The sequence below is a fragment of the Bradyrhizobium zhanjiangense genome (genome assembly GCF_004114935.1).
GTDB classification, from domain to species: domain Bacteria; phylum Pseudomonadota; class Alphaproteobacteria; order Rhizobiales; family Xanthobacteraceae; genus Bradyrhizobium; species Bradyrhizobium zhanjiangense.
On the sequence record NZ_CP022221.1, the window covers coordinates 5,855,718 to 5,870,013 of the forward strand.

The window sequence follows — 14,296 nt, forward strand, 5'->3', positions numbered from 1 at the left end:
CTCATGACTTGGATGTAGAAGCGCCGACGGCCAGCCGCTCGGCATAGTCGATGGCCTCGATCAAGCTGTGCTCGTTGGCGATGCCCTTGCCGGCGATGTCGAAGGCGGTGCCGTGATCGACGGAGGTGCGAATGATCGGCAGGCCCAGCGTGATGTTGACGCCGGAGAGCTCCTGCCAGCGGCCGGTGGCGGGATCGACCTGGAAGCCGAGCAACTTGACGGGGATGTGGCCCTGGTCGTGATACATCGCGACCGCGGCATCATACTGGCCGGCGCGCAGCTTCACGAAGATGGTGTCGCCCGGCACCGGACCGACGACGTCGAGACCGTCAGCGACTGCCTTGGCGATCGTCGGCGCCGACACGTCGATGTCCTGCCGGCCGAACAGGCCGCCCTCGCCCGCATGCGGATTGAGCGCGGCGATGGCGATCTTCGGCCTTTCGATGCCGAGCCGGCGCAGCGCGTCGTTGGTGAGGTCGATCACCATGCGCAGGCGCTCCGGCGTCAGGCGCTTCGGCACGTCCTCCAGCGCCACATGAGTCGAGACGTGGCTGACGCGCATGTTGCCATGGGCAAGCAGCATCACCGAGCCGCGCACGCCGGTGAGATGCGCGAGCATCTCGGTATGTCCAGGGAAATGATAGCCGGCCTTGTTGAGGGCTTCCTTGTTGAGCGGTGCCGTGACGATGGCCGCGGTGCGGCCCGCCTGCGTCAGGCGCACGCCCTGCTCGATCGCCTTGTAGGCAAAGCGGCCGCCATCCGCGCTGAGCACGCCGGGCTTGATCGGTTCGCCCTCGGCGTCGGCCTGGAGGAAACACAGATTTGGCCAATCGCCATCCTTGTCGCTCACCTCGGGGATGGCAATGTCAGCGCCGAGCGAGGCCTTTGCGCCATCAAGCGCCGCGCCGCTGCCGATGATCAGCAGGCGCAGATCGCCCTTCGCGATCCGGTCCTTCAGTCCGACGCAAGCCTTGACGATGATCTCCGGTCCGATCCCGGCGGGATCACCCATGGTGATGGCAAGATGACGAGAGGTCATGTCGGACTCCTCATGTTGAGCAAATGATTGTCCCGAAGCAGATCGCGCCAGAGCTCGCTGGGGCCGAATGCACCGGACTTCGAGATGACGTCCACTCCGGCCCACCGGCCGCCCTGCAAGATCGAGCGCGGCAACCCCGGCACGATACGTCCCGTCACCTGGAGCGCATGCGCGCCTAGTGTAACGCACGCCGCCTTCAGGGTCTCGCCGCCAGCAGCGATCAGCGTGCCCGGAGGTTGGAGCGCCGCGATCAGCGCCGCCATTTCGCGCGCGATCCGCTGCGCCGCCTCCGCGCGCGTCAGGCCGTCGGCGAGAGAGAATTTAACCAGCGCCACGGCGTCATCGGCCAGCTTGCGCCGCACAGGCGCCGCGCCCTCGCCTTCCGCAAGCGCGATGGTTGCCTCGCCGCACGCAGCCAGCTGAGACGCAGTCGCGGGTTGATCCGAGCCGAACAGCCCCAGCACCGGCAGCTTCAATTGGCTCGGCGCATCGGCGCGATGGCTGCGGGCGAGCGCGCCGGCGAGCCCACCGCTGCCGCACCATAGCACGGGTCCCGGCATGCGCCGTCCCATCTCGACGACCCGATCGAGGTCGATGTCGCTTTCGGCGTCGAAGACCTGAACGCCGGCCTGCGACAGCGTGTCGGCCCCGCCCTGCCGGGCCTCGATGCCTTCCTGCCGCAGCTGGGCAAGCAGATTGTCGCCGACGCGGTGCCACTCGCCTTGCACCGTGCGCGCAAATTGCTGGCCACCCACGGTGCGCCGCCCCTGATAGTCGAAGGCGGGCGCGACCACGCAGGACGCCCAATCGCCACCGCGCAGGCAGGCGCTGAGCTCGGCCGCCCACGCGCCGCGAAGGAGGCTATCGACTTTCTTGTAGGCGATCGTCGCCCCGCGGAGCAGCGGCGCCAGTCGTCCAACGATCTCGATGCTCTCGGCTTTGGAACGTTCGCGTGTGCCGCTGTCGATCGCCAGGCTTTGAGAGCCCTGCGCCGCAGACGCTTCCGGCCAGGTGACGTCGAACGGCCCGCAGAGGCCGACGAACTCCGCCGCGGCGTCGAGCGCACCGGTGAGGTCGTCGGCAAGCAGGCGGACGCTGATCATCGTCGCGCGCCTCCGACAGTAAAGATCTTGCCCGGGTTCATCAGGCCATTCGGATCGAGCAGTTGCTTGATGTCACGCATCAGCTCGATGTCGAGAGGATCGGTGACGCGCGCAAGCCGGCCGCGATTCGTAATGCCAATGCCGTGCTCGGCACTGATGGCTCCGCCTTGCGCTGCGGTCTCGTCATCGACGATCTCGTTAATCTCAGCCACCAGCGCGGCCGTTGCAGCGGGGTCCTGACAATGCGCGCGGTCGATCAGCGCGATCACGTGGAGATTGCCATCGCCGATATGGCCGTGCATCACGACGCGCGCATGCGGCACGGCAGCCTTGATCCGGGCCTCGACGTTGGCGACGAAGGCCGCCTGACGCTCCAACGGCACCACGCTGTCATGCGACACGACATAGCCGCTGCGCTTGTTGCCTTCGGACACGCTGTGCCTGACCGCCCAGATCGCCTTGGCCTGCGCCAGGCTCGACGCCAGGATCACGTCGTCAGTGAGCCCGGCCTCCATCGCCTCCGCGAGCACCGTGGCGAGCGGCTCGTTGAGGTCAACGCCTGCAAGCGTATCGGTCAACTCGACGATCAGATACCACGGCGTCGTCAGCTCGAATGGGATCGTGACATGCGGCACGGTCTCCGCAATCGCCTCGATCTGCGAGCGCGACATGATCTCGAGGCTGCCGAGCCGGTCGCCAACCACACCGCGCAGGCGCTGCATGACCTCGAGCGCCTGCTCGACGCCTTGCAGTTTCAGCAGCGCCAGCGCTGAGCTGCGCGGCGGCGCAAACAGTTTCAGGACCGCCGCCGTGACGATGCCGAGCGTGCCCTCTGCGCCGATGAAGAGCTGCTTGAGCGCGTAACCGGTGTTGTCCTTGCGCAGCGCGCGCAGGCCGTTGAAGACGCGCCCGTCGGGCAGCACGACCTCCAACCCGAGCACGAGGTCGCGTGTCGGTCCGTAGCGAAGCACGGCCGTGCCGCCGGCATTGGTGGAAATGTTGCCGCCGATCTGGCAGGAACCCTCGGCACCCAGGCTCAAGGGAAAATAGCGATCGACGCTACGGGCCGCATTCTGCACCTCGGCGAGAATGCAGCCGGCTTCCACCGTGATCGTGTTGGCGAGCGGGCTGACGTCGCGCACGGCCCGCATACGGTCGAGCCGGATCACGACATTGCCCGCACGATCGTCCGGCGTCGCGGCCCCGCACATGCCGGTATTGCCGCCCTGCGGCACGATCGCAAGCTGCCTCGCCGCGCAGTATTTGACGACGGCGGCGACCTCGGCGGTCGAGCCGGGCTTCACCACCGCGACCGCGCGACCGTGATAGCGGCCGCGCCAGTCCACCACATAGGGCTCCTGGTCGGCTCCGGAGGCGATGACGTGCTTGTCGCCGACGATGTCGGCGAGCCCGGACAGCGCATCCTGGAAAGAGTCGGACATCGGATCGCCTCGCCGCCGGCCTCGCGGCTAAATGGCGGCTGCGAATGCAGTGGCATCCGCAAGCAGCTCTTTCACTTGAGCCGTTGGCAAGGATTCCAGCGGCGGACGCAACCGCTGCCATCCGGCATGGCTGGTGCGTGCGGCCACCAGCGCCTTCAGCGAGGCCATCTGCGGGAAGCGCGAGACCAATTCGCGCGCCCTGACGATGCGCGCCTGCGCGGCCTTGAGCGCTGCGTCGTCGTCGCTGTCGCCAAAGTGCTTGTAGACATAGGCAAGGTCGCGCGCCACGAGATTGGACGTCGCGGTGATGCAGCCGGCGCCGCCCTTGCGCAGCAGCGGCAGCAACAAAGGATCGGCGCCGACCAGGACCGAAAAGCCGGGAAAACGTTCGACCATCGCGGTCATGTTGGCGAAGTCGCCGGAGGAATCCTTGATGCCGGTGAACGTCGCTGGATAAGCCGCGCGCAGCCGCTCGATCAGCGCATGCGAGATCGGCTGCGCCGACATCTGCGGGATGTGATAGAGCACAATCTTGAGCCTGGCATCGCCGATGCGCTGCACGACCTGGCTGTACGACGCGAAAATGCCGTCGTCGCTGACGCCCTTGTAGTAGAACGGCGGCAGCATCACCACGGTATCGACGCCGACCGAGAGCGCATGACGCGTCAGGGCGATGGTCTCGTTGAGGGCGGTGACACCAGTGCCCGGCAGAAGCCGCTGCGGCGCGATGCCGGCGGCGACCACTGCTTCGAGCAGCGCGGTGCGCTCAGTGGCCGAGAACGAGTTCGCCTCACCGGTCGTGCCGAGCAGCGCGATGCCGTCACAGCCTTCGTCGAGCAGATAGCGGCAATGCGCGACGAAGCGCGCATGATCGGGGGCGAGCTCGGCATCGAGCGGTGTCAGCGCGGCGGAGAACACGCCATGAGGGTGCAGCGATGATGTCGACAAATTTCCTCCGATTGTCAAATCGATGTTGTTCGGAATGCGAACATTTGTTATTGGATTGTCCCGTCGTAAAATCAGCTTGCCGCCACGTCAAGGGGACATGTCATGGCGAGACATTCGAGCTTGGCCAAGGTCGAAAAGAAGGCCACGAAGCGCGTATCGGACACTGACGCGAAAAATCCAAAGAATTACGTCGCTTCCGTCGGCAAGGCCTTTGCTGTGCTCAAGAGTTTCACCAGCGAGGCCTTCGAGCTGACCCTGAGTGAGATTGCCGCACGGGCCGACCTCGATCGCGGAACGGCGTTCCGGCTGATCCAGACCTTGATCGAACTCGGCTACCTCCAGGCCGTTCCGCACAGCCGCCGGTTCCGCCTCGGCGTTGCCTGTCTCGATCTCGGCTACACCGTGCTGTCGCACGGGTCGCTGCGACCGATCGTCGAGCCGCTGCTGCGCGACCTCGTGCCTGATGTCGGCGATGCGGCTTCGCTCGGCATCCTCGACGGCGGCGACGTGGTCTATCTCGCGCGGGTCGGCGCTGGCCTCGACCGCCACAAGATGGATCGCCGGCCGGGCACGCGGATCCCCGCCTATAGCGCCGCGCTCGGCCATGTCATGCTGGCGCATCTGGCGCGGGACGAGCAGATCGCGCGGCTGGAGTCGCGACCGCGCGTCAAACTGTCGGAGCGAACGCTCACCGATCTCGACGCCTTGCTCGCCCGGCTCGATCAGGTGAAGAAGAAAGGGCACGCCGTCTCCGACGGCGAGAACGCCTATGGCCTGCGCACGCTGGCAGCGCCGATCTTCGACGCCCAGGGTCTCGTGATTGCCGGATTGAGCGTCACCATCGATGCGGTGCGCATGGAGATGCCGGCCTTTCGCGACCAGGCGCTGCCGCGCCTGATGCAGGTGACGCGCCAGGTGCAGGACCTCGCCATCAAGTCCGGATTGACGAGCTGAACGGCCTCTCGAGGCTAGATGGCAATGCGATCGAAGTCGGCAGCGATCCGGGTGTTCGGAAAAATCCTGGCTGCCTCTGCAAGGACTTCATCGTCCTCATAGCGGCCCGACTGATGCGTGAGCACGAGCTGGCCGACGTTGGTCGCGGCCGCAAACGCAGCCGCATCGCGCGCAGTGAGGTGCCCATAGTTCCGCGCGGTCGATACGTCGCGATCGAGGAACGTTGCCTCGATCACCAGCAGATCGGCGCCAGAAACGTATTTGGAGAGGTCTTCGGTGGTCTCGGTGTCGCCGATCACGACGAGCTTCCTGCCGCCGCTCAGCGGCCCCAGGACGTCTTCCGGATCGATCGTTCGATCGGCGATCACGACTGGTCGTCCCGCGGCCAACTCTCCGCGTATCGGCCCGTCTGGAACGCCCAGTTCGGCGAGGCGCTCCGGCCGAACATGGCGGCGTGCGGGGCTCTTGAAGGAAAAACCAAAACTGTCGGTGTCACGATGGCGAACCGGAAAGCAGTCGATGATGAAGTCGCCGGCGTCCATGACCTGCCCTTCGGTCAGGGCTGAGAACTCCACCGCAATCGGCGCCCTGCCAGCACCCCACAGGCCCGCAAGCATCCGGATGACGAGATCGAGCGTGCCCTGTCCGCCATGAATGGTCATCACGTCGGAGGTCTGCCGCAAACCGAGTGTCGAGAAGAGGCCGGGAATACCGAGCACGTGATCGAGATGGGCATGCGTCAGCAGGATGCGGTCGAGCCGCCGAAAGCCGGCACCGCTGCGCAGCAACTGGCGCTGCGTGCCTTCGCCGCAATCGACCAGAATGCGCTTGCCCGCCGCCTCCACCAGGAGCGCCGGATGGTTGCGCTCCGCCGACGGAACGCTGGCCGAGGTTCCGAGAAACGTCAGGGCGAACATGGTCGTCACGTGTCCAGTTGTGGACGGTCTCACCGTCCCCAATGCCACGCGAGCAGCAGCGCGTACAGGCCCATCGACGCGGCATAGAGCGCGGCAAGGAGTGCATAGCCTGCGATCTGGCGCCCGACCGTCGCCTTCGGCGAGATCCACCAATCGAGCATCTTGAAGGCGGCGGGCACCAGCCACCAGCCGAGCAGCTGGGTGCTGACGAGATTGCCGACAAAGAGCGACAGCCAGACCGGCACGCCGTGGTTGTCGATCAAGGGCACGCTGATGAAGTAGCCCCAGAGGTAGACCACGGGATAGAGCACCAGAAGGACGATGAGGTTGCTCTTCCAGATCAGGCCAGGCCCTTGCTCCGGAGCCTGCGCCTTGCCGGCCGGGAACCAGAAATTGAAGCCGTAGCTCGCCCGCCTCACATTCATGCCGGCGTTGAAGCGCTCGCCTTCCCGCAGCAGCGACTGCCGCAACGGCGAGTCCAGCCATGCATTGAGGTTGGCATCACTGTCGAACGACAGGATGATGATCCATTCGTCGTGCAGGCCCGGAATCGGCCGCTCGATCTTGTGGCGCAAAAATCCCTTGAACTCGGCTTCTGCGGCCTGGATGCGCTGCTGCCATCTGAGGAAAGCATCTTCGAGTCCGTCCGGGACTTTGAAGGAGATCACGGCGGAGACCGCGCTGTCGCGCTGCACGCCGCTGTCGGGCAGGATATGGACATCCTCCGAACCGACGAAGAAGCGCTGCACCTCTGCGATGAGCCGCGCCCGCACATCGCTCTGAAGCCAGGCGCGGGCCGCGGCCGGGCTCGCGAAGCGCAGGATCGTCACCCAGTCGACATGGGCCGGCGGCTGGGGCGGCACCAGCTCCTGGCTGAGGAAGCCGGGCCAGGCCTTGAGCGCCTCGCCGACCTCGCCGTTCCACCGCGCGAACGCGGCAAAGCCATCGTCGGCGATGCGACGTTGGATGACGAGAGCGACCGGCTGGCCGGCCGTGTCAGAAGATGCACTCATTGGCAGCGGTCCGCCTCAGTCCTTCTTGTAGAGACGCTTGCCCATCACCCAGGTCTCGTCGACGCAGCGATCGTCGCCGACCATCATGATGGCGAACAGCATGCTCGCGGCCTCGTCCATCGTACGCGGCCCGGCGCCGTCGGCGATCAGCGACTGGTGCCACGCTTGCGCGACTTGCCCGCCGTTCGGATCGAGCGCGACGAAATCGGCCTCCTTGCCGGGCTCGAAATTGCCGAGCTTGTCGTCGATGTAGAGGCCTTCGGCACCGCCGAGCGTGATCGACCAGAAGCCGCGATACGGCGAGAGCTTGTTGCGCTCGGCTTCGGCGAGATCCTTGCACGCCGGATCAATGCTGCCGTCGAGCAACGTGTTGTTGCACATGCCCACCTTGTAGGCATCGTCGAGCACGGAGATCATCGAGAAGCGGTTGCCGCCGCCAACGTCGGTGCCGAACGACATCTTCACGCGATGCTCGGGATCGGTGGCGCGGCCGAGCCGGAACAGGCCGCTGCCGAGGAACAGGTTCGAGCACGGGCAGAACACCACCGCCGCGCCCTTCTTCGACATGCGGCGGAACTCGTTGTTGGAGAGATAGACGCCGTGGCCGCCGGAGAATTTCGGTCCGACCAGGTCGAACTTCTCGTAGACGCCGAGATAGTCCTGGCAGTCCAGGTGCTCGACGAGCACGCCACTGCATTCGGCCGGGTTCTCGGAGATGTGGGTGTTGACCCAGCAGTCCGGATGCTCGTGCTTGAGGCGCTGACACGCCCTCAGCAGGTCCGGCGAGGCGCCGAAGGCGAAGCGCGGCGTGATGGCGTAGAGGTTGCGGCCCTTGTTATGGTACCGCGCGATCAGCCGCTTGCTATCGCGGTAGAAATTCTCCGGGGTATCGATGAAATCGGCCGGCGCGTTGCGATCGATGCCGGTGAGGCCCGCGATGACGCGCATGTTGCGACGGGCCGCTTCCTCGAACAGTTCCTCGGTCGACACTGGCGACGAGCTCGTGAACGCCTGGCAGGTGGTGGTGCCGGACGCCAGCAGCGCGTCGAGGAAACGCTTCACGCCCTCGCGTGCGTAGTTGCGATCCCGGTATTTGAGCTCTTCCGGATAGACCCACTTCTGGAGCCACGGCAGCAGTTGCTCGCCATAGGCCCCTAACACGCGGGTCTGCGGCAGATGGATGTGGCCGTCGATGAAGCCCGGGACGATGATGCGGTCCTTGATATGGGTGATCTCGACGCCGGGATGCGCGGCGGCGATCTTGTCATAAGGGCCGAACGTCTTGATGATGCCATCGGTGACGACCATGAGGCCGTCCTGGTGAAAGCGCGCGGCGGCCTGCTCGTCGCCGACGTGCTTCCAGGGATCGTCGACGAAGTCGAAGAACGTGCCGCGAATACCGACGGTGGTCATGATTTGGTTCCTTCCTTAATTCTGTGTGGCGTGGCGCGCCGAGGGCAGCGAGATCGCAAGCAGCGTGCCCGCGATGGCGCAGAGGCCGAGGTAGAGCCCTCCGATCGGTGCCTGGGTCGCCTCGGGCAACACCGCCGCGATTGCCATGGCGCCGCTCACCGCGAGGTAGCAGAGCGAGCTGATGAGGCCGCCGATCAGGCCGTGGTCGCGCTCGAACAGGCCGAGCGCCATGCCGTACATCATCGGGCACAGCACGCCGCAGCCGCCGAGCACCAGCGCGCCGCCGATCGTGATCGACGCAAAATCGAGACCAAAAACCATGCCGGTTGCCGTTAGGAGCGCGGCGCCGGCGAGAAACAGCGCGAAGGCGCCGAAGCCCAGCATGCGGGCCGGCATGAAGCGCGCGAAATGCGCGCAGCCGAGCTCGCCGGCGAGATTCACCCCGCCAAGTCCCAGCGCGACGAGGCCATAGATGGCGGCGGAATAACCGAGGCCGGTCTGGTAGAAGAACGGCGCGACGACGCCGAACGCCAACTGCGCGCTTGCTGCGGCAGCAAACACCAGCACGAAGGCGAGAAAGCCCGGGCGAACGAGAGCCTCGCGCAGGATGCCGGCGGTGCGGCGCGGATCGAACGGCGCTCGCCGCTCCGCCGGCAATGTTTCCGGCAGCAGCAGCATGACGGTTGCGGCGACGATTGCCGCGGCGATGGCAATGACGACGAAGACTCCGCGCCACGACGTCAGCTCGACGATGAAGCCGCCGGCTGCAGGCGCCAGCACGGGCGCGAGACCCCAGGCAGCGCCGAGCAGACCGGAAATCGCCGTGAGCTCGCGGCCACGAAAGCAATCAGCTCCGACCGCATAGGCAACGACGAGACAGGTGCAGCCGCCGATGCCTTGGAGGAAACGCAGCGCAAGCAGCAGCGAGGCGCTGGTGGCCAGCGCGCAGGCAACGCTCATCGCGATGAGCACCGACAGCCCTGCGAGTAGAACGTTGCGGCGACCGAGCGTATCGGAGGCGATGCCGACCGGCACCAGCGCGAGAGACATGCCGAGCATGTAGGCGGTGACGGTATTCTGCATCGAGGCCGCGTCAGTTGCGAGGTCCATCACCATCTGCGGCAGGCCCGGCGTATAGGCGTCGAGCGGAATCTGACTGAACGGCACGACGCACAGCAGGATCGGCACGATCCCCCGCTTCGCGCGATCGGCGTCCGACGCAACTGCAGTCATGGCTTACGCCCCTCGATCGCCGCGGGCCTGTCTTTTCGTGCGCGCAATGAGATGCGACGATGCAGGTGCGGTCTTGACGCGTGGAGCGTGCCAGAACTGTGTGTAAAAACTCTTAGGCGTTCCCCTATCGGTACCGATTTTGATTGGCCGACGTTGCGATCTTTGCTGCCAGCCGGGCGCTCAAACAAAAAACGCGAAAACAACCCCATGCACAGTACAAATCATTGAAGAATTTCGCTCCACGCGGCGCGAGCCCTGCGCGGGGGAACGTTTGACACGTCGGGCAAAACAGGCGCAGAATTGCATGATTGCCGATTGTGAATTCGCAAGTCGAGCCGGCGCCGTTAACCGCTCAGAAGGCATCGCGGATCGCGACCGCCTCCGCCCCGACCGGCGGGCAGATCTGGTTCCCACAACGGCCGCCTTCTCATCCCGTTCCCGAAATTGCATGTTCGATCCCCCGGACCCGTTCGCGGCCGGAAGAGCCTCGACGCGACGATCAGAGACAATGGAGACCGTGATGCAACGAGCGCCGGCCGCAGATGCCGCTGACTTGGACTACGGCTCAATCAGCGCACTGCTGAGCGCCCTGCACGCGCGCAAGATCTCTGCGTCAGAGTTGCTCGCGCATACGATTGCGCGCATCGAGGCGTTGGACGGGCAGATCAATGCCGTCATCGTCCGCGATTTCGAGCGCGCGCGAGACGCCGCACGCGCCGCCGACGCCGCACTTGGCCGCGGCGAGCGGTGGCCGCTCCTCGGCATTCCCGTGACCATGAAAGAACCGTTCAACGTCGCAGGCCTGCCGACGACATGGGGCTTTCCGCATTTCAGGGATTTTCAGCCAGCGGAGGACGCCCTGGTCGTCTCGCGACTGAAGGCGGCGGGCGCCGTCATCATAGGCAAGACCAACATCCCGATCGGCTTACGGGATTTCCAGAGCTACAACGATATCCATGGGACGACGAACAATCCGTGGGACCTCGGCCGGTCGCCCGGCGGCTCCTCAGGCGGATCGGGCGCGGCACTGGCCGCAGGATTCGGTCCGCTCTCGATCGGCTCGGATATCGGCGGCTCGATCCGGGTGCCCGCGCATTTCTGTGGTGTATTCGGACATAAGCCGAGTCTCGGTCTGGTCCCGCTGCGCGGATACAGCCTGCCGCCGGCACCGCCCGTCCCTAGCCAGGGGGACCTGGCTGTCATTGGGCCGATGACGCGCACTGCCGCGGATCTGGCGTTGGCGCTCGACGTGATTGCCGGCCCCGACGAAATGCGCGACGGGATCGGCTATCGCCTTGCGCTGCCTGCTCCGCGACATGACCAACTCAGGGATTTCAGGATCCTCGTGATTGATAGCCATCCGCTGATGCCGACGGGCGAGGCCGTGCGTTCAGCCATTGGACGATTGGCCGAGCGGATCGAACGATCAGGCGCGCGAGTCGCGCGTTCAAGTGCGTCGCTGCCCGATCTCGCCCAGTCCGCGCGGCTCTACATGAAGCTGCTGAATGCAGCGCGAAGTCCACGCCTGACACCGGCCGCCCTTGCAGAGGCGCAAGGCCTTGCCGCCGCATTGGCGCCCGACGACCGCAGCTTGGCGACAGAGCGCGCGCGCGGCTGGGCCATGATCCACCGCGAGTGGCTGGCGGCGGACGCGGCGCGGCTTCAGCTGCAGCAACGGTGGCACGAGCTGTTCCGCGACTTCGACGCAGTGATCTACCCGGCCGCCGCCGTGCCGGCGTTTCCACATGATCAGTCCGAGCCGTTCGACGCGCGGCTACTGGACATCGATGGGAAGCTCTATCCTTACGCCGATGCGTGCTTCATCTGGGCAGACCCCGCTTCGACCTGCGGACTGCCGGCAACCGCTATGCCGATCGAGCGCACGCCTGCGGGCTTGCCGATCGGCGTCCAGATCATCGGGCCTTATCTCGAGGACCGCACGACGATTGCTCTCGCCGAACTGCTCGAACGCGAGTTCGGCGGCTTTGTGCCGCCACCGGCGCTGGCTTCAATGCAATTTGCGAAATAACAAGGCCGTTACGTTTTGTCAGCCGACTGCGCTTCGACCGCCTGCACCGCGACGTTCGCCACCTGCCGCAGCGCCTCGCGATCCGCGCCTGAGGACGCCATCACGCCCATGCCGACTGCGACGGCCGAGACATAGCGCGCGAGTGCGGCGGGATCGGCGCCTTCCCTGAGATCGCCTTCGGCCTTGGCGCGAACAAAGCGGTCGCGGAGCTGGTCCTCGTTCTGGGCACGGCGGGCGGCGAGTTCGAACGGGACGTTCTCGGAGCCGGTGCCGCAGGCAATCCCGCCCTGCACGAGCAGGCAGCCGGGCGGATTGGCCGGATCGGTCTGCTTGTCGGCGATGCCCATCAGCATCCGCTCGGCGACGGCGCGGGCAGTCGGTGCTGCCACCACTTCGTCCATCCAGACGCCGCGCAGCTTGGTGTAGCGGTCGAGCGCGGCCTTCAGCAGGCCTTCCTTGTTGCCGAAGCAGGCATAGAGACTGGGTGGGTTGATGCCCATGGCCTCTGTGAGCTGAGAAATGGTGGCGCCCTCATAGCCATGGCGCCAAAACACTTCCATCGCCTGGTCCAACGCCGTTTCGGCGTCGAATTCGCGGGGGCGTCCCATGCCCATCTGCCTCTCTCCTCCGAATTCGCGTTCTGCTGGAAGCTTAACGCCAAATCCTATCTATTTGTTCTAGCTTTATTTTCTCTGCTGTCTTCCAATTCTTGCGGTATGCAGCTACAATTTTCTTAGCGAACGGTACATAAGTATCTTGCGCTGCGATATCCAGCTCCACATCTGTAGTGAACACTACATATCTGGAGCGCGCAAATGCCCCCCTCCCAAAATACCGCCCGCACCGGCCGCTTTCGCCGCCTTCTCGGTGGCGTCGCCATCGTGGGCGCCCTCGCCGTAGCCGGATCGATCGCGACCGGTCACTATTTTCGTACAGCCCAGGCGACTGCAACGGCGGCCGCGGCCGAGCAAGCCGTCTCCGTCACCGTCGCGATGATCGAGCCACGGCAGACCGTGCTGTGGGACGATTTCTCCGGCCGGCTCGAGGCGATCAACCGCGTTGAGCTGCGCCCGCGCGTGGCAGGAGCGATCCTGTCGACCAATTTCACCGAAGGCGCGCTGGTGAAGGCCGGCGACGTGCTGTTCAAGATTGATCCCGCGCCCTACGCGGCCGAGGTCGACAAGGCCGCAGCCCAGCTCGAGGCCGCCAAAGCGCGCGTCGTCTTCACCCAGAGCGAGCTCGAGCGCGGCGCGCAGCTGGTCGGCAACGCCGTGGTGACGCGGCGCGATTTCGACCAGCGCGAGAATGCCAATCGTGAAGCGATCGCCAACGTAAAGGCAGCCGAGGCAACGCTCCAGACTGCAAAGCTCAATCTCGACTACACCGAGGTGCGCGCGCCCGTGGACGGCCGCGTCGGCAAGATCGAGGTCACGGTCGGCAATCTCGTTGCCGCCGGCACCGCATCCCCGGTGCTGACTTCGTTGGTCTCCGTCAATCCGATCTACGCCTCGTTCGATGCGGACGAAGAGGTCGTGCTGCGCGCGCTGAATTCCATTGCAGATGGCTCCGGTCAGCGCGGCAAGCTCGACCAGATCCCGGTGGAGATGGGGACCTCCGGAGGCCTCTCGGCCAAGGGCCACATCCAGCTAATCGACAATCAGGTCAACGGCCAGAGCGGCACTATCCGCGTTCGCGCGGTCTTCCGCAACGAGGACGGGCGTCTCATCCCCGGCCAGTTCGCCCGCGTGCGCATGGGGCAACCGAAGCAGCAGACGCTGGTGATGATCGACGAGCGCGCAATCGGCACCGACCAGGACAAGAAGTTCGTGATGGCGGTCGGTGACGACAGCCGCGCCGTCTACCGGCCGGTCACGCTCGGCGGTGCCGTCGATGGGCTGCGCATCGTCACCGCGGGCCTGAAGTCCGGCGACCGCATCGTGGTCAATGGCTTACAGCGCGTGCGTCCCGGCGCCCTCCTCAAGACGGAGGTAGCGGCGATGGGAGCGCGAGGGCAGCAGGCATCCAACCACAGCAATCAGGACGTGGTGCAACGCTAGTTACGTCGTTCCGGTTCGCGCGGCTTGTCGAGCCGAAGCTCAAAGAGCGAAGGCGGAGCCGCGCGCCCGGAATGACGAAGTCATAACGACCAAGACATCGCATCTCGATTCCGGGTTCATGGGCGACACCTGCGTCCCGGACAACGGG

The 14,296-nt window shown here is 65.5% G+C and carries 12 protein-coding genes; 3 read left to right on the forward strand and 9 right to left on the reverse strand.

Translation table 11 applies throughout. The features are described 5' to 3' along the window. Position 1: 1 nt before the first annotated feature. Genes pdxA through XH85_RS28180 form a run of 4 tightly spaced genes read right to left on the reverse strand, consistent with a single transcriptional unit; the run spans position 2 to position 4,532 of the window. Positions 2-1,039, reverse strand: a complete 1,038-nt coding sequence (gene pdxA / locus XH85_RS28165) for a 4-hydroxythreonine-4-phosphate dehydrogenase PdxA (RefSeq protein ID WP_128934413.1) — start codon at positions 1,037-1,039, stop codon at positions 2-4. Continuing rightward, positions 1,036-2,142: a four-carbon acid sugar kinase family protein gene (locus tag XH85_RS28170; protein WP_128934414.1), complete on the reverse strand. Its 1,107-nt coding sequence runs from the start codon at positions 2,140-2,142 to the stop codon at positions 1,036-1,038. Before XH85_RS28170 ends, pdxA begins: the two co-directional genes overlap by 4 nt. Continuing rightward, positions 2,139-3,584 carry an FAD-binding oxidoreductase gene (locus tag XH85_RS28175; protein ID WP_128934415.1) on the reverse strand — a complete coding sequence of 482 codons (1,446 nt, stop codon included), beginning with the start codon at positions 3,582-3,584 and terminating at the stop codon, positions 2,139-2,141. The genes XH85_RS28170 and XH85_RS28175 overlap by 4 nt, the downstream gene beginning before the upstream one ends. 27 nt (positions 3,585-3,611) lie before the next feature. Then, positions 3,612-4,532, reverse strand: coding sequence for a dihydrodipicolinate synthase family protein (locus tag XH85_RS28180; RefSeq protein ID WP_164939955.1), 921 nt, complete (start codon positions 4,530-4,532; stop codon positions 3,612-3,614). Between the two features lie 102 nt (positions 4,533-4,634). Here XH85_RS28180 and XH85_RS28185 point away from each other — a divergent pair, with 102 nt between their 5' ends. Continuing rightward, positions 4,635-5,486, forward strand: a complete 852-nt coding sequence (locus XH85_RS28185; protein WP_164939954.1) for an IclR family transcriptional regulator — start codon at positions 4,635-4,637, stop codon at positions 5,484-5,486. Between the two features lie 14 nt (positions 5,487-5,500). Here XH85_RS28185 and rnz read toward each other — a convergent pair whose 3' ends face one another. Genes rnz through XH85_RS28205 form a run of 4 tightly spaced genes read right to left on the reverse strand, consistent with a single transcriptional unit; the run spans position 5,501 to position 10,062 of the window. Continuing rightward, positions 5,501-6,403, reverse strand: coding sequence for a ribonuclease Z (gene rnz, locus XH85_RS28190; protein ID WP_128934416.1), 903 nt, complete (start codon positions 6,401-6,403; stop codon positions 5,501-5,503). A gap of 29 nt (positions 6,404-6,432) precedes the next feature. Beyond that, on the reverse strand, positions 6,433-7,416 hold the full coding sequence (locus XH85_RS28195) for an antibiotic biosynthesis monooxygenase (protein WP_128934417.1): 984 nt from the start codon (positions 7,414-7,416) through the stop codon (positions 6,433-6,435). 15 nt (positions 7,417-7,431) lie between these two features. Continuing rightward, entirely contained in the window at positions 7,432-8,829 is a 1,398-nt protein-coding gene (gene guaD / locus XH85_RS28200) for a guanine deaminase (protein WP_128934418.1), read from the reverse strand. A 15-nt stretch (positions 8,830-8,844) separates the two neighbouring features. Continuing rightward, positions 8,845-10,062: a multidrug effflux MFS transporter gene (locus XH85_RS28205; protein WP_128934419.1), complete on the reverse strand. Its 1,218-nt coding sequence runs from the start codon at positions 10,060-10,062 to the stop codon at positions 8,845-8,847. Between the two features lie 520 nt (positions 10,063-10,582). Between XH85_RS28205 and XH85_RS28210 the strand changes: the two genes are divergently transcribed. After that, positions 10,583-12,091, forward strand: coding sequence for an amidase (locus tag XH85_RS28210; protein WP_245473220.1), 1,509 nt, complete (start codon positions 10,583-10,585; stop codon positions 12,089-12,091). Between the two features lie 8 nt (positions 12,092-12,099). On the opposite strand, the gene XH85_RS28215 is transcribed toward XH85_RS28210, so the two are convergent. After that, positions 12,100-12,705: a TetR/AcrR family transcriptional regulator gene (locus XH85_RS28215; RefSeq protein ID WP_128934421.1), complete on the reverse strand. Its 606-nt coding sequence runs from the start codon at positions 12,703-12,705 to the stop codon at positions 12,100-12,102. 201 nt (positions 12,706-12,906) lie between these two features. On the opposite strand from XH85_RS28215, the gene XH85_RS28220 reads away from it, so the two are divergent. Beyond that, complete coding sequence (locus XH85_RS28220) at positions 12,907-14,148, forward strand: efflux RND transporter periplasmic adaptor subunit (protein WP_128934422.1); 1,242 nt, start codon at positions 12,907-12,909, stop codon at positions 14,146-14,148. Positions 14,149-14,296 lie beyond the last annotated feature (148 nt).

Bases quoted from the DNA above. Each gene is read 5' to 3' on its own strand.
- rnz (WP_128934416.1), bottom strand. From the start codon at position 6,403: ATGTTCGCCCTGACGTTTCTCGGAACCTCGGCCAGCGTTCCGTCGGCG.
- XH85_RS28220 (WP_128934422.1), top strand. From the start codon at position 12,907: ATGCCCCCCTCCCAAAATACCGCCCGCACCGGCCGCTTTCGCCGCCTT.
- XH85_RS28205 (WP_128934419.1), bottom strand. From the start codon at position 10,062: ATGACTGCAGTTGCGTCGGACGCCGATCGCGCGAAGCGGGGGATCGTG.
- XH85_RS28210 (WP_245473220.1), top strand. From the start codon at position 10,583: ATGCAACGAGCGCCGGCCGCAGATGCCGCTGACTTGGACTACGGCTCA.
- XH85_RS28185 (WP_164939954.1), top strand. From the start codon at position 4,635: ATGGCGAGACATTCGAGCTTGGCCAAGGTCGAAAAGAAGGCCACGAAG.
- guaD (WP_128934418.1), bottom strand. From the start codon at position 8,829: ATGACCACCGTCGGTATTCGCGGCACGTTCTTCGACTTCGTCGACGAT.
- XH85_RS28215 (WP_128934421.1), bottom strand. From the start codon at position 12,705: ATGGGCATGGGACGCCCCCGCGAATTCGACGCCGAAACGGCGTTGGAC.
- XH85_RS28195 (WP_128934417.1), bottom strand. From the start codon at position 7,416: ATGAGTGCATCTTCTGACACGGCCGGCCAGCCGGTCGCTCTCGTCATC.
- XH85_RS28170 (WP_128934414.1), bottom strand. From the start codon at position 2,142: ATGATCAGCGTCCGCCTGCTTGCCGACGACCTCACCGGTGCGCTCGAC.
- XH85_RS28175 (WP_128934415.1), bottom strand. From the start codon at position 3,584: ATGTCCGACTCTTTCCAGGATGCGCTGTCCGGGCTCGCCGACATCGTC.
- pdxA (WP_128934413.1), bottom strand. From the start codon at position 1,039: ATGACCTCTCGTCATCTTGCCATCACCATGGGTGATCCCGCCGGGATC.